This window comes from Spirosoma radiotolerans (assembly GCF_000974425.1).
In the GTDB taxonomy this organism is placed as follows: Bacteria; Bacteroidota; Bacteroidia; order Cytophagales; family Spirosomataceae; genus Spirosoma; species Spirosoma radiotolerans.
Window position 1 is genome coordinate 3,367,562 of the sequence record NZ_CP010429.1, and the last position, 25,253, is coordinate 3,392,814.

Sequence of the window (25,253 nt, forward strand, 5' to 3'; positions counted from 1 at the left end):
ATTAGGCTTTTCGTTTGCCTTGTTTTGTGGCGTCACATACACCTTTGAAGTAGCCGACGGATTCGGCAATGCCCGCCAGCGGATCTTTCATGTCTTTTTCATATTCCAGACTGCAACAGCCATCGTACTTGGTTTTGCGCAGCATGGCCACGAAGGCCGGTATGTCAATCACCCCGCGCCCTAGCTCACAAGTCGTACCTTCTTTAGAAGCTGCGGTTACGTTTTTCAGGTGAATATCAAAAATTCGCTTGGCGTATTTCTCCAGATCCGCAATCGGATCATCGCCGTATCGCTTGTCATGTCCCATGTCGAAACAAAGCCCGATGCGCGGGTCAAGATCCTTCACCGCCGTATACACCGATGTGGCACTGGGAAACAATTTGATATCGGGTCCGTGGTTGTGAATCGCATAGCGCATATTGAACTCCTTCACTTTTTTGTCGATATAGGGCAAATCCTCCGGATTGGGAATACCGATAATCAGGTTGACACCCACGCGCTTTGCATAATCGAATCCGTTATCGATTTCCTGCTTCGTTTTCATGTAAATCGGCCCCACGGCGTAGCCTGTTACCCCCGACTGCTTCAGTTTTTCATGAAAGGCCGCAATTTCGTCGGTGGTGCTGGCATAGGGCAGGTGGAAATCTTTGATGCATAGGTAGTGAACGTCCGTTTTTTTCATCATCTCAAGCGCTGGCTCGAGCTTGAAGTTAACGAAACTAAACCCGGCCATCCCCAGCTTGAACAAATCATCGCCGGCTGCGCTGCGCGTTTCCGGTGTATTGGCCAATGCAATGGCCGGAGTCATACTAGCCAGGGCCACACAGCTGCCCGTATTTCTTAAAAATGATCGTCTTGTGGTCATGCTGACTAACGGGAAACACTACGTTTAGTAGTCTTAAAAAACGGCATGAGCCTTTTTCTACTGGCAGGATCGAATTTTGGCTCAATGGCAGTACGATTCGAGCAGCCATTCAACGACTGAGAAGCGCCTTATTCAGGTTCGATACAGCTTTACGGGTGTTTTTCTCCGTTTCACAAAAACAAGCGACTTTGCCTTTTCAAAACTTCTTTCATTTGGGTTTCCATTCGAAAAAAGATGAATCGGTTTGCCCTTGCTGTCTTCTTATTTTGTTCACTAACGGCTACTGCTCAAACCGTTATAAGCACGGTTCAGGAGGCCCTGACGTTTGTCCGGCGGCACAACCCAGACCTGGTGAATGCCCGTCAAAATCAATTGGTACAGGCCCAGCAACGCACAGCCACCAAAGCGACCCTGCTACCCCAGGCCCGCTTGTTTACCAATTTCGATTATAACTACGCCCTGCCGGTATCCCTTGTTCCGGCTGAATTCTTGGGCGGCAAGCCAGGCGAATTTCGAACGCTCCAATTCGGTCTTCCCTATGTGCTGGCCGCTGGAGTCGAAGTAACGGTTCCGATAATTAACCGCCCAACCCGCGCTGACCTGGGTATTGTGGAACAAAATCTGCGAATTACAGATGATCAGACGCTGGTTTTGCAGGATGATATCTCGACCCAAACGGCTCGTGTGTATCACGCGGCCCTTCTGGCCCGGTCGGCCATTGCCATTACTCAGCGGAATCTGTCAGCCGCGGATACACTGACCCAAATTGCCAGTCAGCGGCTAACGAAGGGCTTGATTGAACCCCTGGAATACAACCGGATACGCTCGGTGCAGTTGACAACGGCGGACGTACTTTACCAGAATGAACTGGCGTATACCCGAAACCTCAACCAGCTCAAGCTGTTGCTTGGCTTAACCCTCGCCGATAGTCTGGTGCTTACGGAAGACCTGTCTACCCGCTCACTCGGAACGACTAGCTTTACGATACCGGCGAATCCGGTTGAACGCCCCCAGATAACGCTTCAGCAGGCCCGCATCGAACTGGCCCGATTACAACTCAATCGCGAACGATTACAACGCTGGCCAACCTTGTCAGCCTATGGTCGATTTACGGAACAGGCGCAACGGAATCAGATCAACTTCCTGAATGCCAATCAGCCCTGGTACCAGATTGGCGTAACCGGTTTGCAGTTCAACTGGTCCCTGTATACGGGTGGACTTCGCACCAGCAATTTACTACGGGCCCGGCTACAACTAAAACTGGCAGAATCGCAATTGATGTATGAACGCAATCGACAGCAGACCGATACAGAAGATATCCGAAATACGTATAACCAGGCCATACGGTCGCTGGAGCTGAACCGACAGAATTATGACCTTAGCAACCAAAATGTGCAGATCGCGCTGATCAAATACCGGTCGGGTTTGTTCGCCTACGATCAGTACCTCAACGTATTCAACGAGGCCTTAACGGCCCAGAACCGGTATCTGAACAATTTGTCAAACGCCTTTATCAACCAAACCATCTTACAGATTAGAAACGGACAGTAGATCAATCCGTTAAGCGCTGAAACGTTTCGTCAGCTTTTCAGGCCTACTCCCGCTTGATTCCTGATCCAAAACGAAGTGCCTGAGCTACAGTTATTCACATTCCATGAAAACGAACGTTTATTTACTCTTACTTTACCTGCTGAATGCCGCCTGTACATCCAGTAGCGACGGCACAACGCCCACCTATCGGGCGCTGACAGAAGCCGTCTATGCTTCGGGCAATGTATATCCCCGCAATGAGTATACGGTTACGGCCGATGCTACCGGCGTGTTACAACAACGCTTGGTCAACGAAGGCGATTCGATTCATCGAAATCAGTTGTTGTTCGTGCTGGAAAGTGCTTCCGAAGATGCCCGTCAGCAGGCAGCGGCCCGTGCCTACCGGCAGGCACGGGCAAATTTGGGGGCCAAATCGCCCGTGCTGGCTGAACTGGAGGCTCAGGTACGAAACGCCCGAACCCGGCTCAGCAACGACTCGATCAATTACAACCGGTTCAAGGAATTATATAGCCAGAATGCCACATCACGGGCAGAACTGGAACGGGCCGAGTTGAATTATACCCTGTCTCGCAATAGCCTTCGTGCGCAACTCAATACGTTCCAGCGCAACCGGGATCAAATCCGGCTCGATGTGGCCAACAACCGCAGTCAACTTGTAACCAGCGAAGTGGCGGGCCGCAATACCCGCGTTCGCAGTTTTGTGGATGGGAAAGTGTACGAGGTTTACAAAGATCCCGGCGAGGTTGTTCGGTTGGGGGATCAACTGGCGTTGGTGGGCAGCGGGACGAAGCTGTATGCTCAACTGGCCGTCGATGAAAGCGATTTCGGACGGATTCGGGTGGGCCAATCGGTCATACTTAAAGCGGATGTGTATAAAGACAAAGTGTTCAGGGCGCGCGTCAGTAAAGTGTATCCAAAACTAAACCGCACCGATCAATCCTTTCGTGTGGATGCCGAATTCACGGGAGAAAAACCCGACTCGTATTACGGCTTAACGGTGGAAGCGAACATTATCATCAGCGAGAATCCACACGTGCTAACCATTCCCAAAGCCTACGTCATCGGGGCCGACAGCGTGCTGGTGGAAAAAGATGGCAAAAAACAAAAAGTAAAATTTCAGAAAGGTGCCGAAAACTTCGATCTGGTCCAGGTAAAAGGCGGACTAACGGAAACGAGTAAACTACTACTGAATGATGAGTGACAAATTATGAACGATGAATAAGTCGTGCGCCCTAGTTTATGTATTCTTCATTCATCACGCTTCATTAACGAAAGATGGATCTACACATCACCTCCCAGATTGCCCAGACGCACCTGCTGGCCAAAAAGCGGCAGACGCTCGTTGCCATGCTGGGCGTAACCTTCGGTATTGCGATGTTCATTACGATGATTTCGTTTATGCAGGGTGTCAACCAGTTTCTGGAGGATTCCGCCCTGGACGCCAGCCCACACATTCGGATGTATAACGAAGTGAACACGCAGCGGCCGGGCCTCATCGATGAGCTTCATCCGGGCAACTTCAACGTCATTTACCATCAGAAACCAAAAGACGAACAGGCCCGCATTAAAAATGGAATGGCCATTGCCGAACGAATCGAGCGGGAGCCGGGCGTGCTGGGATCATCGCCCCAGGTTGCTACGCAGGCCTTTTACAATAATGGTCCTATACAGCTTTCCGGCACGATTTCAGGGGTGGACATTGACCGGGAAAACCGGCTGTATAAGTTAAGCACCCGGCTCAAGACGGGCAATCTGAATGCCTTGAAGACAAACCCCGATGGCCTGATCATGGGCTCGGTGCTGGCCCGAAAACTTAATGTCGTTGTGGGCGACAAGGTGACGGTGACAACGCCCAAGGGCGGCATCCGTATTCTGCGCGTAGTCGGCACGTTTGGTTTTGGAGTTGGCACCGTCGATAACACCAAGAGTTACGCCAATCTGTCGACGGTGCAGGAAATGCTGCAGAAAGACCCGAGCTACATCACCGACATTCACATTAAAATGGTTGACCCCTTGCAGGCACTTCCCTTCGGAAAACGGCTGCGAGCCGTGTACGGCTATTATACAGAGGACTGGGCTACGGCCAACACCGCGATTCTGGCGGGCGAGAAGATCCGCAACATGCTGACTTACGTCGTTTCCATTACGTTGCTGGTTGTGGCCGGGTTTGGCATTTACAACATCATGAACATGACGGTCATTAACAAAATCAAGGACATCGCGATTCTGAAAGCTACGGGTTTTGAGGGCCGGGATATCATCGCTATTTTTCTGTTACAGGCCGCTTTTATCGGTTTGTCGGGTGGATTGCTGGGACTGGGAATTGGTTTCGGGCTGAGCTACCTGCTCTCGATCACTCCCTTTGACGCAGGTGATTTTCTGAGCATCAAAACGTTTCCAGTCATTTTTGCACCTAAATACTACGGTATGGGTCTCCTGTTCGGCGTAATTACGACCGTTCTGGCAGGCTATTTCCCCTCCCGAAAAGCCGCCCAGGTCGACCCGGTGTCTATCTTGAGAGGATAGTTATTTAGGTAGGATATAGGATGTATTTCTCAAGCCATACATCTTATAGCCTACATCATACATCATACATCTTTCTATGGCCACTGTTCTTTCTGCCCGGCAACTCAATAAATACTTTTACGACCCGGAAAAATTTCAGGTGTTGAACGACGTGACGTTCGATGTGCAGGCGGGTGAATTTCTGGCTATTGTAGGAAAGTCGGGCTGTGGCAAATCGACCCTGCTGTACCTGCTCTCGACAATGGATACCGAATACGATGGTCAGATTGAGATGGCGGGCACAAAAGTAACGGGGCGCAGCCAGGATTTTCTCGCTCATTTTCGCAATGAACACCTCGGCTTTGTTTTTCAGTTTCACTTCCTGCTACCCGAATTTTCGGTCTTACAAAACGTCATGCTGCCTGGTTTGAAACTGGGCAAATACTCAGACAAGGAAATTGAAGAGCGTGCAATGGACAAATTACGCCTGATTGGCATGGCCGACTACGCCCGCAAACCAGCCAGTAAGTTATCTGGAGGGCAGCAGCAGCGGGTGGCCATTGCCAGGGCCCTCATCAACGACCCAACCATTATCATGGGCGATGAACCAACGGGCAACCTGGACCGGGCCAATACCGAAAATGTCTTCGAAATTTTTCGTGACCTTGCCCAAAAAGGGCAAACCATTATTGCTGTTACCCACGATCCCGACTTTGCCGCCGGAACGGATCGCGTTATTGAAATGTCGGACGGGATGATCATCGCCAGTCATGAAAATAAAGTTTAACAAATACGTCGAAATTGGCTTACTCTGGATCGCGCTGGGAGGCATTATCGCCCGCCAGTGGCTCATTCCCAGCATCACCTGGCAGTTACAGGCCTTCCTGTTCCTGCTATCCTTTGTGATGTTAAACCTGATCTGGATCTTTCATTATGTCTTTAATGAGTGGCTGAATCAGCGGCTACCATTCGAGAAAAATGTACGCTGGCGCATTATCGTTCAGGTTCTGGGTGGCTGGTCTATTGTCAAGACCGTTTACGTAACCTGTGGGTACTTTATTGCGACAGAGCTCTTTACACCCGTGCTATCCATGATCAATAAGTTTACCTTTATCATCGTTGGGGTAATGGTTTTCCTGGTGAACACGGTCATTTGTCTGGGCTTCATGGCCAGCCATTTATTAAAACGATGGCAGGAAAATGCCATTCGAACGGCTCAATTGGAAAAAGAGAAAGTGCAGGTGCAACTTGACAGCTTAAAAAACCAGATTAGTCCGCACTTTTTATTTAACAGTCTTTCTTCGCTCGATAGCCTGATCGATGACAACCCGGTGCTGGCGCGGCAGTTTCTACACCAGTTATCGAAAGTATTCCGGTATGTGTTACAACACAAAGAAAAGGCGCTGGTGCCGCTCGAAACGGAGTTAGAGTTTATCAAAAACTACATTTCGTTGCTGCACACCCGCTTTGACGGCGCCTTTATTATTCAATGTCAAATCGATGATAAGGCACTTGACCAGCAAATTGTGCCTGTCACGCTGCAGATTTTAATCGAAAATGCCATTAAGCACAACATCATTAGCGAGGCCCGACCACTCACGGTCACCATCAGCGCCGGCGATGGTTATGTGTCCGTAACAAACCCGATTCAACGCAAGCGACAAGTCGAAACGGCCAATAAACAGGGGCTCGAAAACCTGAAATTGTTGTATGCATACCTGAGTGACCGCCCCGTCGACATTGACGATACAGATACGTTTTTTTGCGTCCGATTACCATTGTTGGAGGTTGGCTGAGTACGTAGTACTCGGTTTTGGCTTTCGGTTTACGTTAGACGCGAAGGCTCCCGAATAACTATAAGCACCAGCCGCCCCTATACCGATTAGCGTAAACCGAATATCCCATGACGATTCTGTTAATTGAAGACGAGCCGCTCATTGCCCGGCAACTACAGAAACTGGTTCGTGTCTTGGAGCCAGGAGCTACCATCGATGGACCGCTTGCCAGCGTTCAGAGCATTTGTGCCTATTTCAACACGATTCGCTCGACAGCCCGACTAACCCCGGACCTCGTTATCGCTGACATTCAGCTTGCTGATGGCGTGAGTTTCGAGGCTTTTCAGCAGGTTGGACTCGATGTGCCGGTTATTTTTATCACCGCTTTTGATGAATATGCCATCCGGGCTTTTAAACTGAATAGCATTGATTACCTGCTCAAACCCATTGATCCCAACGACTTGAAAACAGCACTGGTCAAATACCATCGTTGGGTGGCAAACGGCATGACTGGTTTCAGTGAACAATTTCAGCAGTTCCTCAGCCAGATACTCGAAAGACCTACTACCCCACAATACAAACGGCGATTCACGGGGCACTACCTCCGACAAATTATGTCGGTTACCCAGGAAGAGACAGCCTATTTTCTCCGCAATGAACTCATCTACCTATACACCAACGACGGTCGGAAATTAATTACCGATTACAAAACGCTCGATGAACTGGAAGAACTCCTCGATCCGGCCTGCTTCTTCCGGGCGAATCGCCAGTGCCTGGTTCATCTCAATGCGGTTGCGGGCTATCGGCCGCTCGACAACAGTAAACTTCAGATCGCACTGAAGCCCCCTCATGAAGCGCTGGAGTTGCTGGTTAGCAAAGAAAAAGCCGCTGCTTTTCGACACTGGATCGAAGGGTGAATAGACCTGTCTACCGTTCATCCTAATTTTTGTTAACACGTTATAATACCCGTTGTTAAACAATTCCTTTCTGCGTAACTATACGGTTAGTTTATTGACAACCCAACTAACTGTATTTTTATGAAAAACAACCTTACCAAAAGAGGTTTGTTGGCCGCTGCCTGGTTCGCCAGCAGCCTGACGTTCTCTTCGGCACAGGACAACAAAGCAGCCGCAGCCCTACCCGAAGGCATTACCAAAGGTGCATCTGTTGAAGGCATTACGGAGTATAATCTGAAAAATGGCCTGAAAGTCCTCCTCTTCCCTGACCCATCTAAACCCACGATTACGGTCAATATTACCTACCTCGTTGGTTCGCGTCATGAGGGCCTCGGCGAAACAGGCATGGCTCACTTGCTGGAGCATATGGTGTTCAAAGGGTCGACCAAACACACCAACATCCCGCAGGAGCTTACCTCCCACGGCGCCCGACCAAACGGAACGACCTGGCTCGACCGCACGAATTACTTCGAAACCTTTTCGGCTACCGACGAGAACCTGAAATGGGCCCTCGACCTCGAATCGGACCGGATGGTAAACTCGTTCATTAAAAAAGAAGACTTAGCTACCGAGTTTTCTGTGGTTCGGAACGAGTTTGAAATGGGCGAAAACTCCCCGCAGAACGTCCTGAATGAGCGCGTTGTTTCGTCGGCTTACCTATGGCATAATTACGGCAACTCGACCATCGGTAACCGGACGGATATTGAGAAAGTGCCTATCGAAAATCTGCAGGCATTTTACAAGAAATTTTACCAGCCCGACAATGCTGTCCTGGTCGTAGCCGGCAAAATTGACGAGTCCAAAACACTGGCCATGATCAACCAGTATTTCGGGGCTATTCCCCGCCCGACGCGGGTATTGCAGCCGACGTATAGCCAGGAGCCTACCCAGGATGGGGAACGCATGGTGACGCTTCGGCGTGTGGGCGACACGAAAGTAGTGTCCGCTTTGTACCACATTATGCCCGGTTCCCACCCCGACTATCCAACCATGGATGTGGTGATTGAACTGTTGACCAACGAGCCATCAGGCCGCTTATATAAAGCCCTGGTTGAAACCAAGAAAGCCTCGCAGCAATACGGTTATTCGTTCACCACCAAAGATCCGGGTTATGTGTATTTCGCAGCTGAAATGCTGAAAGATAAATCGCTGGACGATGCTAAAGCGGCTTTGCTGTCGACGCTGGACTCCGTTGCGATCAAGACGCCCTCGAAAGAAGAAATTGAACGCGCCAAAGCCAAGCTGCTAAAAGATGTTGAGCTGAGCTTTAAAAGCGCCGAGCGCGTGGGCCTGGCCATGAGCGAATACATCGCAACGGGCGACTGGCGGCTGGGGTTCCTCTACCGTGACGCCCTCGAAAAAGTAGCTCCCGCCGACGTAAAGCGCGTGGCCGATTACTACTTTAAGCCCTCCAACCGCACCGTTGGTCTGTTCATTCCGGAGCAAACCCCCGACCGGGTCGACGTACCCAATGCGCCTGACATTGCGGCCCTGGTGAAAGACTACAAAGGCCGGGCATTGGTTGCCCAGGGTGAAGCCTTTGACCCATCGCCCGCCAACATCGACGGCCGTACCCGCCGTTCCGAACAGCCGAATACCATTGAACTGGCTTTCCTGCCGAAATCGACACGGGGCAACGAAGTAAACGCCCGTATGACCCTGCGGTATGGGGATCAGAAGAGCCTGATGAACAAGAGTGCAATTTCGGTGTTTACAGCCTCCATGCTCGACAAAGGCACCACGACCCGTAGCCGCCAGCAGATTAAAGATGAACTCGACAAACTGAAAGCGCAGGTGGGCGTCTTTGGTGGTGGTAATCAGGTGAACGTAACCATTAAAACGACTAAAGAGAACCTTCCTGCCGTTATCCGGATCGTGAGCGACATGCTGAAACACCCGGCCTTCGACGCCAACGAGTTTGAGAAACTGAAGCAGGAACAACTCGCTCAGATCGAATCACAACGTTCAGAACCTCAGTCGCTTGCTTTTACGGCGTTTCAGCGCCAAATGAACCCGTACCCGAAAGAAGACGTCCGGTACACCTCCACACCTGACGAAGACGTAGCCGATGTAAAGGCCCTGAAATTGGACGATCTGAAACAATTTCACAAGGATTTTTACGGTGCCCAAAACGCAACGCTGGCCGTTGTTGGTGATTTCGAGGAGACGCCCGTTCGGAAAGTAGTGACGGATGAGCTGGGTACCTGGAAAGCGAAGAAGCCGTTTAGCCGCCTGGTGTCGAACTATAACGATATCAAGCCAACTCCCCAATCGCTGGAAGCTCCCGATAAAGCCAATGCCTTCATGGTAGCCGGTGTCAACATTCCTCTGCGCGATGATGATCCCGATTATCCGGCCCTTGTTCTTGGCAACTACATGCTGGGGGGCGGCTTCCTCAATTCACGGCTGGCCGTGCGTATTCGTCAGAAAGAAGGCATCAGCTATGGTGTCGGCTCGCAGTTATCGGCCAATCCGCTCGATAAAACAGGGATGTTTATGACCTACGCCATCTACAATCCGGAAAATGCCGAACGGCTGGAAAAAGCCTTCCGCGAAGAGATGGACAAAGTGGTTAAGGAAGGATTTACGGCGGATGAAATTAAAGCCGCCCGCTCGGGTTTACTGCAATCCCGGATGGTATCGCGGGCGCAGGACCCTTCGCTGGCGGGTACGCTTAACAATTACCTGTACCTGAACCGGACCATGAACTGGGACGCCGATTTCGAAAAGAAAATGGAAAGCCTCACACCCGAACAAGTCAATGCCGCCATGAAAAAACACATCGACCCGTCGAAAATTTCGATCATCAAAGCCGGTGACTTTGCCAAAGCGGCCAAGAAAGCTTCTGAAAAACAACCAGCTTCGTCGGTGAGTGGCGGTAAGAACTAGGCAGAACCGCACAGCCTACACTGTTCGTGGTATTCAGCTTCGCAAAGTGGACAGGCTTTCTGCTGTAGATTGGGGATAGCCCTTTCAAAAGAGTCGATTATCGTTTGTAAACTCTGTTCAGTGGAGGAGTCTTTGACGGGTAAAACCGCGAATGAATATTGTCAATCCAGTAAAGTTCGCGTTGCCGCGTCGGCGATCCGATTGTGTTACTACCGAAGCAGCGGCTCAGCCACAGGTAAAGTTTCGTGATTAATTATTAATTGAAATGGAAGCAGAATAAATGAAAAGCGCCACAGTTAATCTGGTGATTTGACCAGATTAACTGTGGCGCTATAATAAGCGTAGTAACGTGTACGATTATTTTTAGGTTAGGTACGGCACACGTAGCATTCTTACCTTAATCTGTTTGAAATGAATGGTGCTAGTTTACTTCGATAGCTACTTTACCAACATACCCGCCTTTCTCAGCGTACGCATACGCTTCTTTACTTTGTGCAAACGGGAATACCTTACTTACTTCGATTTCCAACCCGTTGTCGATAGCCTTCACTAAACGATCGATCGTCTCTTTATCCGGTGTGCTCAGCAATACAATTTGCTTTTTGCTTCTGAACAAATTTTTGATGGGCGTTGTCAGAATGTCAACCGGGCTGGGGATCGGATTAATAAATACGGACTTAGCTTTCATGATCTTCCGGGCGTTTTCATACCCCATTTTTCCGGAAAGATCCACTATCGCGTCATACGTATCGCCTTTAGTAAGTACATTTTCCTTGCTATAATCGACTACCGAATCCGCTCCCCATTGTTTGACAAAGCTTAGGGCATGAGTGTCCGCCACTGCCGTTATGTTTACCCCGTCAAGTCTTAATAGCTGCAGTAAAAACATGCCAAAACCGCCAGCGGCTCCATTGATTAAAACCCTGGACTGGGCCGTGGTTTTACCTATCTTTTGCAAAGCCATCAACGCAGCAGCCCCCACGGTAGGAATAGACGCAGCCTGAACGAAATTGATAGCAGCCGGTTTTTTCCAAACCAGGGTAGACGGCACAGCCGCGTATTCGCCCAGTACGCCTTCCTTCATGTTGTTTTTCACCGTGCCAAAAACCTCATCTCCTTTTTTGACGTTGGTGACTGATGCACCGACTGCGTCAATAATACCAGCAAAATCAGTTCCGGTGTGTTTAGGAAATTTCGAGCCGGACATGAGTTTCATCTCTCCCTTTCTAAGTTTCCAATCCAACGGATTAATTGAAACTGCTTTTATTTTTACCAACACCTGGTCTGCCTGGATCGTAGGCATCGGTTCATCTATGGTTTGCAATACAGCGGTGCCGCCAAACTCCTGATAAGCGATCGTTTTCATGTTCTGTTCTGTTTAGTCTGAACGATTACATGACAAAGGTGGGCGGATACAGGCTAATAGACTTGTATCAGATCACTATTGTGCTTCAAAGCGATGGGTGGCATGCCAAACATTTCATGCATATACTTATTAAATTGGGGTAAATCATAAAATCCAGTGTCGTAGGCAATATCGGTTAGCCCCCTATCCTTTTCTGAAAGGGTGATGTAAATAGCCTGACGTAACCTGGTCCACAACAAATATTTGGATAAGCTACTGCCAGTCTGCTCTTTAAATAAGGATGCTAATCGGGAGGGAGAGAGAAAAACCAGATCCGTAAACGTCTGTGGCGAGATATCCCGTTCGAAGTAATTAGTCCGGATGTAATCAACCATTTTGGTTACCCGTTCATCGTAAGATGTAGTCGCTACTTTTGACAGCAGGGCGTTGATAATGGTGCTGATTTCAAATGAATTGGTTTCGAGTTGAAAAAACTGGCGTACCTCCGCCCTCGAATTAAACACAACGTAGCCCCGGTCGCCCTCAAAGCAGTTTGAAAGCTCCAAACCCACGCTGGAATAAGGTTCTATATTTAAAACGTTCAGCGTTCCATTTTCAGCGACGCACAGATGGGTGACCTGGGGTTTGATCAGGAAGCCATTGATCGCCTTATGGAACTGCCCATCAATGGTAGAATCAAATGGCTCGTCGTTGGACAGTACAATCTGATAGGCTGAATGCTGATGAATCGCTACTGTAAGATTGCGGGCGGTCAGCGCCAGAATAAATGGATTACCTGGTAGTTTTTTCATGTGATTTTACTCCCAAAAAAGCAGTTTAAAACTGATTGTAGGCATGACGAAAGCCTGCTTGGTGCAGGCTGGCAGGGTCCCTGCAATTGCTTCTCCCGTCCTTCTGGCCCAATTATAGACGGGATTAAATAATAAACCGGCGCTGGAAACCAGATTAACCTGATTTTCCAACGCCGATTTGTATCGACCAGCTTAATTGACTTTAGCGAGGTCGGCGAGCGCCACCACCCGTCGGTGCTGGCTGTTGTGGCTGATCGCCACCGCCTTCGCCACCTTTCACGTCGTCGTTGTTAACCGATTTCTTCTGACGCTGTGGGGCATCGAAACTGAGCTTACCCAGTTTATAGCTAAAGTTGACCCGTACGCCCGCATTGTACAGGTTTGTGGTACTGCTCTGCGCAAAAATAGGCGACGACGATTCCGACTTAATAGTGAACGGATGGCTGAAGAAGTTTTCGGCCGCAATGCCGAAGCTACCCCGTTTGTCTTTCAGATCTTTCTTGAGACCAATGCTGTAGAAAGCAAACCCGCCCTGGTAGCCCTGTAGCTGAATTTGCTTACCCCGAATGAAGCCAAAGCCCTGAACACCCCAACCGTTTTTCAGTGTTAAGTTGGTGAAGAAACGGCCTGTCGTCACCCATCCCGAATTAGTTGCATTATACACCGAGCCCGCATTGTTGTTGGTCAGGTAGGAATAATATAGATCGAAGCCCCCGCCAATCTGCCACTTCGAGAAGAAGGTGGCGTTACCAAAAACGTTTGTTCCGTACGCCGATTCGCGACCAATGTTCAGGTAGGTCGTTTGGATCGCCTGCGCCAGCGTCGGGTTGGTCACTTGTCCGGCACCGGTCGTAATCGTATCACGAACGCTGGTGATGGAGTTGTTCGTTTGTCGGGCAAATAAGGCCACGTTCAGGTAAACGCTCTTGATGTAAGCGCTCGTACTAAACTCAAGGTTATCTGTTAACTCGGGCGACAGCAAGGGGTTCCCTTTTGTAATATTGGTTGGGTTCGAGGTGTTCACGTTCGGGTTCAGGAATTGAATTCCCGGCCGTTGCAGTCGACGGTTGTACGCCAGCTTGATCGTCTTCCCGCCTTTCAACGACTTCGAAATATTGATACTAGGCACCAGATTGCTGTAACTTGGAATACCCAGATCCTGACCAGCAGCTCCCCCCTGCTCACCCGGCTGATTCTGGCTGTAGTTTGCGTTGATCACCGTGTGTTCGTAACGCGTGCCCGCCTTTATGGTGTACTTGTTCTTGGTGGTCAGGGTATACGATACATAACCGGCACCGATGCTCTGGTCATAGTTCAGTGTATTGCCGGGACGTGTCGGATCGGTTATCAATTCGCCTGTTCCGCTGCCCAGCCGGTAGCTGAAGGCGCTTTGGACCTGCCGAAATATGCCTTTGCCCCCAAATTCGAGCAGTTGATTCTTGCCAATCGGTGTCTGGTAATCGCCCTGAATCGTCGATTCCTGGTTAAAGCTGTTATTAAGATTCTGCTGACGGGCCGTAATGGTCGAAAAATCAGTCGTATTCAGAATATCGGCCGTGAAATCGTTGTTACGATTGTTACGGCTAAACTGCGCCGACACACTTAGCTCCTGCTGTGGTTTGGCAAAAGTGCGGGTATAATCGATGTTTGCATCGACCGTTCCAGACAGATCTTTGGTCAGCACATTCCGGTCCGACACGATGGGAAAATAGGAGCTTGGCGAGAGCGTGCGGGTGAAGAAGTTGTCCTGATTCTGGTAGTTATTCCGGGCGCCATACCGCAGGCTGGCCGTAATCGAGCTGGTCTTGCTGATGTCATAATCCCAACCGAGGGTATACTGCCCAAAGAGGCTGTGGTTGCGGGTATCCGCCGTTTGGTCGGTAGTGGTCGTTCCGGTGCTGCCAAATGTTTTTTGTGTATTGGCAAAATTTCCGATTACGTTGTAGTTGGCCCGTCCGAAACCACTCAGGCTAAAGCCCATTTTACCCGTCCGCAGGTTCCCGTTCAGCCCCAGATTACTTCCCCGGTTACCTACTCCCGAATCGATGTTCAGCGTAAAGCCCTGCAGGGTCGTTTTCTTGGTGATGATGTTAATAATCCCCGCCGACCCTTCAGCGTCGTATTTTGCCGATGGGCTGGTAATAACCTCAACGGTTTTGATCATGTCGGCCGGGATCTGCTTCAACGCGTCGGCAACGCTGCTGGCCACAATGGTGGAAGGTTTGTTGTTGATCAACACCCGCACGTTGCTGCTGCCTCTCAGGCTAACGTTACCATCCAGGTCGACGGACAACAGCGGCACTTTACGCATGACATCGGTTGCGTCGCCCCCTTTGGCCGTAATGTCTTTGTCAGCGTTATAGACTAAGCGATCCACTTTTTCCTCGACTAACGAAGCCTGTCCAACCACTTCAACCTCTTTCAGTGTACGAACATCAGCGCCCAGTTTGATATTCCCCAGATTAATATCCCCTTTGCGATCGAGTTTAAGGCTTGAGATGGTTTTGTTGCGATACCCGACAAACGAGATGAGGAGTTGAAAGTCGCCCTGTGGCAATTTGGTGAGGGTGAACTTACCCTTGTCATCCGCCACCGTTCCGTCGATTGGCTTTTTCGTTTCGGCGTTAATCAGGGCAATACTGGCAAATTCAACGGGCTTACCCGTTGTCGAATCTGTCACCACACCGGTAAGCTTTGCGTTGCCACGAGGTGATGTATCGCTCGACGTGCCGGGGATGACGGCCGCCGGTTGCTGGGCGCCACCCGGCATCGTTGGAAACTGCGCCCGAACGATAGTTGGGGCCGTTAACAAAGCAGTGACAACACATACAGAAAGTACTATTTTCTTCATAGTCAGGTTATAATCAGCAATAAAGGTATTTTGCCTTGTAAGAACCCTTTAATGGGTTTACAAAGACAACTTAGTTGACCAAAAATCGGCACAAATTTCCTGATAAAATCTTATTCTACACAAACGGACGGCCATATGGACAGGCGGGTCAGGTTACTTAGCTAAATAATTGAGTACTATTGCTTAGTTCTGGGTAATTGGCTGGTGCCAGGACCTCTGGTACATCACTTGGCTCCGTTCGGGAGGTAATGCGCTTGCTGATGCTGTAGCTGTGCATTCTGCTCGCGGGGTATTGATGGGCAAGCAACGCCAGGGCTTCTTTTTCCGTCAGATCATCGTGTAGCCAGGCTTGTTCAGCATCGGGCGTCAACACGCAAGGCATTCGTTTTTTTGTGTTATGAATTGCAGCGAGTAGCGGATTGGCTTCGGTGGTCAGCAACGTGTAGGTTGGTATTAACTCACCCGTTTCGGGATCTGGCCATTCGTCCCACAAACCGGCAATGGATGCGATTTTTTGATCGCTGGTACTGATGTAAAAGGGATACTTTTTGCTCTTCTCCGTGTACCATTCGAAAAAGCCCGTTACCGGAATCAGACACCGTCTGCCGGCCTGAGCGGCCGGGCGGAAAGATGGCTTTTCGTAAATCGTTTCGGAGCGGGCATTGATCGTTTTAGTACGAATTTCCTCGGCGGCATCCTGACTTCGGGTCCAGTTTGGAATAAGCCCCCAACGAATAAGCTGTAGTTTGCCCGGCTCCTGTCTGGTTACGATGGGCCAGGCTGGTAAATTATACGCATTGGCGTGGTAGATCGGTTGAAAACCAGCGGAAGGCGGCAACGCAGCCTGATAACGATCCTCCAACTCGGAGGCACTGGCATTGAGTGACTTATGGAAACACATACAAGAAATAAACGCGTCGGTTGACGGCCTGTTGATACATTGAATAAACCAGCAAACACCCTTGCCGGTTATTCAATTTTATGGATTAAGTCAAATTTTGTGGCATCTCCGAGTCAGCCACTTTGGCAGACCCGAACAATTGACGACCACGATTCGTTTATCAGCCTTACCAACGCTCTTCTTTACCTATTCCTTTACAAATGCCTGCCCCCGAAACCTCCAATTACCCCGGCCTTTCGCTTACCTTGCCTACTCTTGAACAAAAAAGCTGGCAACAACTTGTAACCGTACTCGACAACAGCTCAGGCGAGACGACCGCTCCCGGCTTCAAAACAATGACTGTTGCCTCCCGCACCGCCACCGGCGCCGATGCCCGAACGGTGGTGCTCCGAAAAGTGGACGCCGATCGAAAGTATGTCTGGTTTCATACCGACGTACGAGCAGCCAAAGTGATGCAATTTGAAGCCTTCCCCGACTGCACCTTATTATTTTGGGATGAAAAATCGCAGGTGCAACTCCGGCTGACGGTCGAAACCCGTCTTCACACAGATGACTATGTGGCCGATGAACATTGGCAAACCATAGGCGCTGGCAATCGAAAAAACTACCTGTCGGAGTACCGACCCGGTAGCGAGCAACCCGCTCCTTACCCCGGCTTTCCTGCTCATTTGGGCGCTGGCTTGCCATCAGCTGAAGAAAGCGAAGCTGGGCGTGCCAATTTTGCGGTCATTGAATGCCGGGTACTGGCAATGGATTACCTGCAACTTAATCGGAGCGGACAGGTGAGAGCGCTGTTTCAATACGAACCCGAATCAAAAATGGTGTGGCTGGCTCCGTAGGCGCTACAACAGGAAGCAATCCGGTGAATCGGTATTGGGTTTGCCTATGCCTGAAGGAAATAAATAGTATGCTCAGAATCAAACAGCGTCATGTGTCGTAAATATAACGACACATGACGCTGTTTTTATGAATACGACCACAATCAATTACTATTTTGGTCCAGAAATGCTCCACCCCTTCAATCTGTGTTTGATCTGATGGAAGTAAGCCGCCGGGGCTTATCAAAGAAAGCGATTGCAACCATGGCCCGCCATCTCGGCATCGCCCAGGCAGAATTATTCATTATCCTGCATATCTCAGCCCGTACGTGGCAGCGATATACGGATGAGAAGTTACTTCCTCAGGAAGTAACTGAAAATGCCTTACAGTTGGCTAATCTCTACAAACAGGGAGCAGAGGTGTTTGGCAATCCGGACAAGTTTAAAGGATGGATGAATCACCCAAGCCCTATTTTTGGCGGCAAAAAGCCAATCGATTTGTTAGATACTCAATTTGGGTTTCGGGCCATTCAGGATGAACTGGTTCGGATTGACTGGGGCGTTTTTGTTTAATGGACGTATACCGTTTAGCGAATGTCCGGCGGGCCGATGACCTGACTGGCACAGGTGCCCGCCTAACCGATGGCTGCTGGAATGATGTCGGAACGTCTGTATTGTACATCGCTGGCTCCCGCTCACTGGCCGCCCTGGAAGTACTGGTCATAGCCCGGTCTCGTTTATACCGGACCACTACCAACTGCTCGTGATTCGTGTCCCCGACGATTCATTACTGAGCGTCCCCTTAAACGAGTTACCTGAGGGTTGGAACGAGCCACTAGCACCAACGGCCCTCAAGGCTATCACCAAGCAATGGTTATCGGACAATCGCTTTTTACTGCTGAAAGTCCCGTCAGCCGTGGTGGCTGGTGAATACAATTTCTTGATTAATCCAGCCCATCCCCGTATGGCTGAGGTGGTTATTACTACCAAAGAGCCCTTCCGATTCGACTCCCGGTTGTCAAAATAATAGCCATTTGCGCTGCTTAGTTGTTATGTCGAATAAGACCTTATTCGTTCTGTTCAATGGCAACCAACGACCGCGCCTTTAATTACGACCTCGACTACCGTACCCTGAACCTTCGCGAACAACCCGAACTTTACCGGGTGGGAAAAGGCGAAATGGGCGTTCTGCTGGTGCGGCCCTACAAAGATGAAATACTACCCTACTGGCGATTTAAAACTCCCGAAATAGCCAGGGAATCGTCTGAGAAAATCTACCAGCTATTTCTCGACTACAAACAGAACGGAGACTTCATTGGCATGGACATGGCCAGAAAGTTTTTACAGATGGGCTACACCCGGTCCCGGCGTTACGCCAATCATAAAACCGGCCAAAAATACGACGGAGCAGTACCCGATGATAAGAAAGGGCAATCGGGCGCGCATGGCCGCGAGCAGCTTCCCCGCGAGGAAGACCCCATCAAAGCGGAGTCAGCACGTATTTTCTACGGGAAGTATCTGGAAGCACGGGAAGATGAAGACTACAAGAAACTGAAAAAGGAATGGCAGCTGAAGTACGGGTAGTTTCCCAATCTTTGCGACCTTTGCGCCATTCTATGAAACTTTACGTTTCGTTTTAGCAAACGTAAGGGCCCAACGGTTTCGCCACCAACGCAAAGACAACTCTATGCAACTCCTTGACGGTAAATTTCTTTCGGCACAAATCAAACTGGAAATCGCGGCAGAGGTCGCGCAAATCAACCAGCAGGGCGGTAAGATTCCGCACCTTGTGGCCATTCTGGTTGGCAACAACGGGGCTTCGGAAACTTACGTTGCCTCTAAAATGAAGAACTGCGAAGAGGTCGGCATGCACTCAACGCTCATCCGGTTCGACCCGTCGGTGACCGAAGCCGAATTACTCGATAAGGTTCGGGAAGTGAATGAGAACCCCGATATGGATGGGCTGATCGTGCAACTCCCTCTCCCCGACCACATCAACCCCGACCGGGTGATGGAAACCATTAACCCGGCTAAAGACGTGGATGGTTTTCATCCCATCAATATTGGCCGCATGGCGAAAGGCCTGCCGGCTTACATTTCGGCTACACCACAGGGTGTTCTGGAAATGATCAAACGCTACGATATCGAAACGGCCGGTAAGCATTGCGTAGTGGTGGGCAGGAGCCAGATTGTGGGCCTACCCATGTCTATTCTGATGCAGCGGAACACCTATCCTGGCAACTGCACCGTTACGATTACCCATAGCCGCACCCAGAACCTGGCCGAGATATGCCGCTCTGCGGATATTCTGGTAGCCGCGCTTGGCAAGCCCGAATTTGTCACAGCCGACATGGTGAAAGAGGGTGCCGTTGTTATCGACGTAGGCCTGGAGCGGGTGCGCGACGCCAGCAAAAAGAGTGGTTTCTCACTCAAGGGCGACGTAAAATTCGATGAGGTGGCCCCTAAAACGAGCTTCATTACGCCCGTTCCCGGTGGCGTGGGCCTGATGACAATTTGCTCGCTGATGCAGAATACACTGAAAGCAGCCCGCGGGGAGATTTATAGTAGACATGATTGAGGATATACAACACAAAGTACGGGATGAGTTATTTGAATTATCAAGTCATGCACTGACTCGAAGTATACAGCGCCAAGTTGTCTAATTTTGGGGTATACTCAAAACCAACGACCTTTACATAGTCAATGTAGCTATCCTTCACGGCCTTTGCTGAAAATTATTACGGTTTACGAACCAACATTTGACAGATGGGAAACGAATCTAAAGAGAAGAAGGCCATGAACTGGCCGAATGATACGTTACTCGAAACCCATGTCCGCTATATTCTTGATATGAATGGACAACTATATGTGTTTGAGAATGTACCGGCCCGGGTCAACCTTACTACTGACGAACAGTTCTTTACGCCTGCGACTGTGCGTCGTATTCAACAAATTGCCTTATCGGCAAAGCCCCCGACCCAGACTATTCAAGTTGGCTTATATGAGTGGGGAAACGCAGCTTGACCAATAGTCGGTAGTGGTCCGGGTTTCTTATCAATTCCGACTGACTGACAGCCATCGATTATCCTTAACAAACTTTAACAGCCCGTCCTGCCTCAGCCGGGCTTCTTTTTGCGTAATTTTGGCCCGGCCTGGATTTGGCCGGGCCTGAATGGGCCACTACTTACACAAAAGCAGTCCGTTTAATCTTCATTTGTATGCCGTCATTCAAACGCCTGAACACCCTGACAGGCTGGTTCGCTTTCGCCGTCGCGCTCATTACTTTTGCGATGACCGTCGAACGGACAGCCAGTTTCTGGGACTGTGGCGAGTTCATTGCGTGTTCCTTCAAGCTCCAGGTTCCACACCCGCCCGGTGCGCCGTTCTTCCTGCTGTTGGGCCGAATTTTTTCGATGTTTTCCTTCGGGAACCTGACCAGCGTGGCCTACTGGGTCAACATGGCCTCGGTCTTAGCCAGTGCCTTTACCATACTTTTCCTGTTCTGGACCATTACCATGCTGGCCCAGAAGCTACTTAGCAAGCCAGAGAGTGAGTATACCACGGCTGATACCTTACTGGTTATCGGTACGGGCGCGGTGGGCGCTTTAGCGTACACCTTCTCCGATACGTTCTGGTTCTCGGCGGTCGAAGCGGAGGTGTACGGGATGTCGTCATTTTTTACCGCCATTGTTGTCTGGGCTGCGTTCAGATGGGAACGCATTGAAGACGAAGCTGCGGCCAACCGCTGGCTTATTTTTATTGCTTACCTGACCGGTTTGTCCATCGGTGTTCACTTACTGAACCTGGTCACGCTACCCGCCCTGGCCCTGATCTATTACTTTAAGAAGTACCCTAAGCCAACCTTCTGGGGCGGTGTCACCGCGTTTGGCATCGGATTGCTTATCTTGGGCATCATCAACGCCGGTATTATTCCGGGTCTGCCAGGTATGGCCTTTGCCGTTGAGCGGTTCTTTGTGAATATCCTCGGACTCCCTTTTACATCGGGTGCCATTTTCTTCACGGTGGTGTTCATTGGTGCCATTGTGTACGGCATCATCTGGTCGGCTAGCCAGAAACGGGTTGTGCTGAACACGGCCCTGTTGGCGCTGGCGTTTGTCCTGATAGGTTATGCCTCTTACATGCAGGTATTGGTGCGGGCTGACTTTAACCCGCCCATCAACGAAAACGACCCGAGCGACGAACTCAACTTTCTGTCGTACCTGCGTCGGGAGCAATATGGCAGCCGCTCGTTGTTATACGGCCCTGTGTTCACGGCCCGCCCCATCGACCAGAAGCCGGGTGCTGCTATGTGGAAAAAAGAAGGAAACAAATATGTTGTCTTCGATCACCAACCCGAGTACGTTTACGCGCCCGGCGACGAGATGCTGTTTCCGCGTGTGTATAGCAGCCAGCAAAACCATCCCGCTTTGTATCGCCAGATGCTTGGCCTAGCCGAAGGGCAGAAACCAACAATGGGCGACAACCTGAAATTCCTGTTCAGCTACCAGCTAGGCCATATGTGGTGGCGTTACCTGATGTGGAACTTTGCGGGTCGCGAGAGTGACGAAGAAGGCGCAGGCTACCTACTGCCCTGGTCAACGGACCAGAACGCTCCCGATATGCTGGTTCATAACAAAGCGCGCGACAACTTTTATATGTTGCCGTTTATTCTGGGTCTGTTCGGAATTACGTTTCAGTATTTCCGCCGTCGGCGTGATTTCCTGATTGTTGGGCTGCTCTTTTTATTCACGGGAATTGCCCTGCAAGTTTTCCTGAACTCGCCCCCATCGGAGCCCCGCGAACGGGATTATATCTATGTCGGTTCGTTCTATTTCTTTGCGATCTGGCTCGGGCTGGGCGTCATGGCCATTGCCGAAGGCTTGCGAAATACGCTGAAATCCGACGTAGCTCGTAATGGTCTGGTGGCTGGTCTTTGTTTGCTGGTTCCCGTGATGATGGGCGCGAAAAGCTGGGATAACCACAACCGCGACAAACGTTACCAATCCGTTGATTTTGCCAAGAATCTGCTGAACTCCTGTGCGCCAAACGCGATCCTCTTCACGGGTGGTGATAACGATACGTTCCCGCTCTGGTACGTACAGGAAGTGGAGGGATTCCGGCGTGATGTTCGGGTATGTAACCTGAGCTTGTTGGGTACTGAGTGGTACATTCAGCAGATGAAGCGCAAGACGTATGAGTCGGAGGCTCTGCCTATTTCGCTCGAATTCGACAATTTCAACAAAGGCAAAAACGACATTGTGCCGTTTTATGAAGTGCCGGGTGTGAAAAACGGCATTGACCTTAAGCAATACATCAGCCTCATTAAAACCAGTAGCCCGGCGGTTCAGGTGCCGCTCACGAACGGCGATATGACGAGTATTCTGCCTTCGTCGGTGCTGTTCCTGCCGATTGACAAAGCGGCTGTTGACAATGCGAAATTTGTACCCGCTGCGCTGCGCCCGCTCATGAAGGACACCCTACAGTGGACCATTGGCAAGAAAGATCTCTATAAGCCTGACCTGATTATGCTCGACATGATTGCGACCAATAACTGGAAGCGGCCTATCTATTTTTCGAGCACGCTGGCGAGCGACAATTACCTGAGCCTGAAAAACTACATGCAACTGGAAGGCTATGCGTATCGGCTTATGCCGGTTGCGGTACCGGGCGCAACAGATGGGTACGTCAATTCCGACATCATGTATACCAACATGACCAAGAAGACATTCTGGCGCGAGTTCGATAATCCGGACGTATACTATGATGAAACCTACAAAGGACCACCTGTCATTTCGGCGCGCATTGCGTTCTTCCGTCTGGCCGATCAGTTCATTCGGGAGGGCCGAAAGGACAAGGCGCTTGAGGTACTCAATTACTCACTGAAGGTTATTCCGGACAAGTCAATCCCGTACGACCAGATTTCGTCAAATTATGTGCGGTTCCTGTTCGAGGTAGGCGATAACAAGAAAGCCCTTGAAATTGCCGACATCATGGCCAAGCGTGCCGATCAGGCGCTGACGTACGACAAAAGTGGCAATGGCCGCTTCGGCAACCCTGATTCGGATCTCTACATTCTCCAAACGATTGTAGAAGCCTGCAAGGAAGCCAAGCAAACGGCGGCCGCCAATAAGTATGAAGCCATCTTCCAGAAGCACATCAATGCCTTTGGTTGATAAAAACGATTGCTCACAACAAAGCCCGGACTACGCCATGTGGTCCGGGCTTTGTTATGCATTACGCTTAATGAATGGGGTGATTTACTTTTTCTTCTTCCAGATCAAGGCGGGCTTCCTCCTGGCGAATCACCTCATCGTCAAACTCGTCCAGGCTACGAAAATAGAGTAGCGCATTGCGTTTGGCGGTAATAATGTCGGTCAGAATTTTATTGTACTGATCTACCTGCACCCCGTCGCGCTCCAGCGAACCCAGGTGCCTTGTGATGGAATGCAAGTCGTTTTCCATTCGATTTCTCAGGTTGCTCACCAGTTCATTATTGATGGCTTCGATGGCGTACTTCTCCTCTACTTCTTTTAAAGCAACTTTCAGCAATTTAAGCCGGATGGCCGATACTTGCTGGTCCTCGGGAGCCCGATGATCCGGATCTTTATAATTGACCTTTCTAATAATCATTGGCAAGGTAAGGCCCTGAAAAACAAGCGTAAATAAGATAACGACAAACGTAATAAACAGGATCAGGTTCCGATGTGGAAAAGGCTCGCCATTGGTTAAGGTCAACGGAATAGATAGCGCCGATGCGAGCGACACCACCCCGCGCATACCCGCCCAACTAACGATAACCGGCCCACGCCAGCCGGGACTGCGGTCGGCGACAGAAATCACACGGCCAATTATCCGGGTGAAAACAGATGAAAACAGGACGACCACGATCCGGGTCACGATAATCAGAAACGTAATCAGCAATGCGTACAGAATCGATTCTGTCTTTGAATAGCCATCCAGCCCATTGATGATAACGGGTAGCTCAAGACCAATCAGCATGAAGACCAGTCCGTTCAACGCAAAAGTAACCGTCGACCACATCCCTGTGCCCTGAATTCGGGCGCTGTGGTTCAGAATTTGGTGGCTGTGATTTGACAGAAACAGCCCGCCACTCACCACGGCCATCACCCCCGAATAGTGAAATTCTTCGGCTGTTAGGTACATAATATACGGAGCCATGAACGTCAGCAGAATGCTGATTCGGGTTGTGGTGGGTAGCCATCGGTGAATAACGTAAAACACTAAAGCGACTGCCAGTCCAATGACAATCCCCATCAGCGTAACCATGACGAAACCGGTGGCGGCTTTCTGCCAGACAAACGAACCAGACAACACTGCCGCCAAAGCAAACCGGAACACCACCAGACTGGACGCATCGTTTACCAGGCTTTCGCCTTCCAGAATGCTGATTACCCGCTTCGGCACATTCACTCCTCGCAAAACAGACGTGGCCGCGACAGCATCGGGTGGCGAAATGATGCCTCCCAGCAGGAAGCCTAACGCGAGCGTAAATCCCGGAATAACGGCACTTGACACATAGGCGACGGCAAAAGCCGTAAAGATAACCAGCCCAAAAGCCAGCACGACAATGATGCGTCTCCACCGCCAGAACTCTTTCCAGGACGTAAACCAGGCCGCTTCATAAAGTAAGGGCGGCAGAAAAATTAAAAAAATCAGCTCAGGATCAACGACGATACGCGGAACACCCGGAATCAGGCTAACGACCAGCCCACTAATAACTAGGAAAATAGGCGCCGAAATTCGTAACCGCTGGCCCAGCATGACAAACAGGGAAATTGCCAGGAGTAGGGATAAACAAAGCAGTAGTGTTTGATGCATATGAGTGTAGGAGAGGTAGGCGACGAAAATAGTACAACACCGGCATTATGTATAAACATCAATCGCAGATTCTTCGACTTGGTTGTGGTTCTATGAATCAACTGGCACATTTTTATTGGGGATTTCCTTTTCTAAGGAAGTGTGTT

The 25,253-nt window shown here is 50.2% G+C and carries 20 protein-coding genes and 1 pseudogene; 15 read left to right on the forward strand and 6 right to left on the reverse strand.

The window, feature by feature from the left end; genetic code table 11:
* Position 1: 1 nt before the first annotated feature.
* On the reverse strand, positions 2-865 hold the full coding sequence (locus SD10_RS13670; RefSeq protein ID WP_046574324.1) for a sugar phosphate isomerase/epimerase family protein: 864 nt from the start codon (positions 863-865) through the stop codon (positions 2-4).
* 234 nt (positions 866-1,099) lie between these two features.
* On the opposite strand from SD10_RS13670, the gene SD10_RS13675 reads away from it, so the two are divergent.
* The 7 genes from SD10_RS13675 to SD10_RS13705 all read left to right on the forward strand — a co-directional run bounded on the left by SD10_RS13675 (position 1,100) and on the right by SD10_RS13705 (position 10,541).
* Positions 1,100-2,416: a TolC family protein gene (locus tag SD10_RS13675; protein WP_046574325.1), complete on the forward strand. Its 1,317-nt coding sequence runs from the start codon at positions 1,100-1,102 to the stop codon at positions 2,414-2,416.
* Between the two features lie 103 nt (positions 2,417-2,519).
* Positions 2,520-3,617 (forward strand): efflux RND transporter periplasmic adaptor subunit, encoded by a 1,098-nt coding sequence (locus SD10_RS13680; RefSeq protein WP_046574326.1) that lies wholly within the window; start codon positions 2,520-2,522, stop codon positions 3,615-3,617.
* 74 nt (positions 3,618-3,691) lie between these two features.
* Positions 3,692-4,942: an ABC transporter permease gene (locus tag SD10_RS13685; RefSeq protein ID WP_046574328.1), complete on the forward strand. Its 1,251-nt coding sequence runs from the start codon at positions 3,692-3,694 to the stop codon at positions 4,940-4,942.
* A gap of 76 nt (positions 4,943-5,018) precedes the next feature.
* Positions 5,019-5,708, forward strand: a complete 690-nt coding sequence (locus tag SD10_RS13690; RefSeq protein WP_046574329.1) for an ABC transporter ATP-binding protein — start codon at positions 5,019-5,021, stop codon at positions 5,706-5,708.
* Positions 5,692-6,717 carry a sensor histidine kinase gene (locus tag SD10_RS13695; RefSeq protein WP_046574331.1) on the forward strand — a complete coding sequence of 342 codons (1,026 nt, stop codon included), beginning with the start codon at positions 5,692-5,694 and terminating at the stop codon, positions 6,715-6,717. Before SD10_RS13690 ends, SD10_RS13695 begins: the two co-directional genes overlap by 17 nt.
* Positions 6,718-6,824: 107 nt before the next feature.
* Positions 6,825-7,613 carry a LytR/AlgR family response regulator transcription factor gene (locus tag SD10_RS13700; protein ID WP_046574333.1) on the forward strand — a complete coding sequence of 263 codons (789 nt, stop codon included), beginning with the start codon at positions 6,825-6,827 and terminating at the stop codon, positions 7,611-7,613.
* 120 nt (positions 7,614-7,733) lie between these two features.
* The gene (locus tag SD10_RS13705) at positions 7,734-10,541 is read left to right on the forward strand and encodes a M16 family metallopeptidase (RefSeq protein WP_046574335.1); all 2,808 of its coding nucleotides are present in this window, start codon (positions 7,734-7,736) and stop codon (positions 10,539-10,541) included.
* Positions 10,542-10,962: 421 nt separating this feature from the next.
* Here SD10_RS13705 and SD10_RS13710 read toward each other — a convergent pair whose 3' ends face one another.
* From SD10_RS13710 to SD10_RS13725, 4 genes are all read right to left on the reverse strand, one after another.
* Complete coding sequence (locus tag SD10_RS13710; RefSeq protein WP_046574340.1) at positions 10,963-11,907, reverse strand: NAD(P)-dependent alcohol dehydrogenase; 945 nt, start codon at positions 11,905-11,907, stop codon at positions 10,963-10,965.
* Positions 11,908-11,960: 53 nt separating this feature from the next.
* A complete protein-coding gene (locus SD10_RS13715; RefSeq protein ID WP_046574342.1) occupies positions 11,961-12,698 on the reverse strand; it encodes a helix-turn-helix domain-containing protein in 738 nt (245 codons plus the stop codon).
* Positions 12,699-12,900: 202 nt separating this feature from the next.
* On the reverse strand, positions 12,901-15,549 hold the full coding sequence (locus tag SD10_RS13720) for a TonB-dependent receptor domain-containing protein (protein WP_046574343.1): 2,649 nt from the start codon (positions 15,547-15,549) through the stop codon (positions 12,901-12,903).
* A 157-nt stretch (positions 15,550-15,706) separates the two neighbouring features.
* Positions 15,707-16,450, reverse strand: coding sequence for an SOS response-associated peptidase (locus tag SD10_RS13725; protein WP_046574345.1), 744 nt, complete (start codon positions 16,448-16,450; stop codon positions 15,707-15,709).
* Positions 16,451-16,650: 200 nt separating this feature from the next.
* Between SD10_RS13725 and SD10_RS13730 the strand changes: the two genes are divergently transcribed.
* The 8 genes and pseudogenes from SD10_RS13730 (at position 16,651) to SD10_RS13760 (ending at position 23,441) form a co-directional block, all read left to right on the forward strand.
* Positions 16,651-17,289, forward strand: a complete 639-nt coding sequence (locus tag SD10_RS13730) for a PNPOx family protein (RefSeq protein WP_046574347.1) — start codon at positions 16,651-16,653, stop codon at positions 17,287-17,289.
* Between the two features lie 186 nt (positions 17,290-17,475).
* The gene (gene parS / locus SD10_RS13735; protein ID WP_148562443.1) at positions 17,476-17,841 is read left to right on the forward strand and encodes a type II RES/Xre toxin-antitoxin system antitoxin; all 366 of its coding nucleotides are present in this window, start codon (positions 17,476-17,478) and stop codon (positions 17,839-17,841) included.
* Positions 17,841-18,295: pseudogene (locus SD10_RS30485) on the forward strand (RES family NAD+ phosphorylase). The gene parS and the pseudogene SD10_RS30485 overlap by 1 nt, the downstream one beginning before the upstream one ends.
* Before the next feature lie 56 nt (positions 18,296-18,351).
* Positions 18,352-18,852, forward strand: coding sequence for a DUF4385 domain-containing protein (locus SD10_RS13745; RefSeq protein WP_046574349.1), 501 nt, complete (start codon positions 18,352-18,354; stop codon positions 18,850-18,852).
* A gap of 103 nt (positions 18,853-18,955) precedes the next feature.
* Complete coding sequence (locus tag SD10_RS13750; protein ID WP_046574351.1) at positions 18,956-19,846, forward strand: bifunctional 5,10-methylenetetrahydrofolate dehydrogenase/5,10-methenyltetrahydrofolate cyclohydrolase; 891 nt, start codon at positions 18,956-18,958, stop codon at positions 19,844-19,846.
* 87 nt (positions 19,847-19,933) lie between these two features.
* On the forward strand, positions 19,934-20,068 hold the full coding sequence (locus SD10_RS30490) for a hypothetical protein (protein ID WP_394330466.1): 135 nt from the start codon (positions 19,934-19,936) through the stop codon (positions 20,066-20,068).
* The gene (locus tag SD10_RS13755; RefSeq protein WP_227699214.1) at positions 20,035-20,292 is read left to right on the forward strand and encodes a hypothetical protein; all 258 of its coding nucleotides are present in this window, start codon (positions 20,035-20,037) and stop codon (positions 20,290-20,292) included. Before SD10_RS30490 ends, SD10_RS13755 begins: the two co-directional genes overlap by 34 nt.
* 194 nt (positions 20,293-20,486) lie before the next feature.
* On the forward strand, positions 20,487-23,441 hold the full coding sequence (locus SD10_RS13760; protein ID WP_046574352.1) for a glycosyltransferase family 117 protein: 2,955 nt from the start codon (positions 20,487-20,489) through the stop codon (positions 23,439-23,441).
* A 67-nt stretch (positions 23,442-23,508) separates the two neighbouring features.
* On the opposite strand, the gene SD10_RS13765 is transcribed toward SD10_RS13760, so the two are convergent.
* A complete protein-coding gene (locus SD10_RS13765; RefSeq protein ID WP_046574354.1) occupies positions 23,509-25,107 on the reverse strand; it encodes a Na+/H+ antiporter in 1,599 nt (532 codons plus the stop codon).
* Positions 25,108-25,253 lie beyond the last annotated feature (146 nt).

Coding starts and splice junctions, on each gene's coding strand:
- SD10_RS13675 (WP_046574325.1), top strand. CDS start 1,100: ATGAATCGGTTTGCCCTTGCTGTCTTCTTATTTTGTTCACTAACGGCT.
- SD10_RS13690 (WP_046574329.1), top strand. CDS start 5,019: ATGGCCACTGTTCTTTCTGCCCGGCAACTCAATAAATACTTTTACGAC.
- SD10_RS13700 (WP_046574333.1), top strand. CDS start 6,825: ATGACGATTCTGTTAATTGAAGACGAGCCGCTCATTGCCCGGCAACTA.
- SD10_RS13705 (WP_046574335.1), top strand. CDS start 7,734: ATGAAAAACAACCTTACCAAAAGAGGTTTGTTGGCCGCTGCCTGGTTC.
- SD10_RS13725 (WP_046574345.1), bottom strand. CDS start 16,450: ATGTGTTTCCATAAGTCACTCAATGCCAGTGCCTCCGAGTTGGAGGAT.
- SD10_RS13710 (WP_046574340.1), bottom strand. CDS start 11,907: ATGAAAACGATCGCTTATCAGGAGTTTGGCGGCACCGCTGTATTGCAA.
- SD10_RS13680 (WP_046574326.1), top strand. CDS start 2,520: ATGAAAACGAACGTTTATTTACTCTTACTTTACCTGCTGAATGCCGCC.
- SD10_RS13765 (WP_046574354.1), bottom strand. CDS start 25,107: ATGCATCAAACACTACTGCTTTGTTTATCCCTACTCCTGGCAATTTCC.
- SD10_RS13695 (WP_046574331.1), top strand. CDS start 5,692: ATGAAAATAAAGTTTAACAAATACGTCGAAATTGGCTTACTCTGGATC.
- SD10_RS13685 (WP_046574328.1), top strand. CDS start 3,692: ATGGATCTACACATCACCTCCCAGATTGCCCAGACGCACCTGCTGGCC.
- SD10_RS13730 (WP_046574347.1), top strand. CDS start 16,651: ATGCCTGCCCCCGAAACCTCCAATTACCCCGGCCTTTCGCTTACCTTG.
- SD10_RS13755 (WP_227699214.1), top strand. CDS start 20,035: ATGGGAAACGAATCTAAAGAGAAGAAGGCCATGAACTGGCCGAATGAT.
- SD10_RS13750 (WP_046574351.1), top strand. CDS start 18,956: ATGCAACTCCTTGACGGTAAATTTCTTTCGGCACAAATCAAACTGGAA.
- SD10_RS13760 (WP_046574352.1), top strand. CDS start 20,487: ATGCCGTCATTCAAACGCCTGAACACCCTGACAGGCTGGTTCGCTTTC.
- SD10_RS13670 (WP_046574324.1), bottom strand. CDS start 865: ATGACCACAAGACGATCATTTTTAAGAAATACGGGCAGCTGTGTGGCC.
- SD10_RS13720 (WP_046574343.1), bottom strand. CDS start 15,549: ATGAAGAAAATAGTACTTTCTGTATGTGTTGTCACTGCTTTGTTAACG.
- SD10_RS13715 (WP_046574342.1), bottom strand. CDS start 12,698: ATGAAAAAACTACCAGGTAATCCATTTATTCTGGCGCTGACCGCCCGC.
- SD10_RS13745 (WP_046574349.1), top strand. CDS start 18,352: ATGGCAACCAACGACCGCGCCTTTAATTACGACCTCGACTACCGTACC.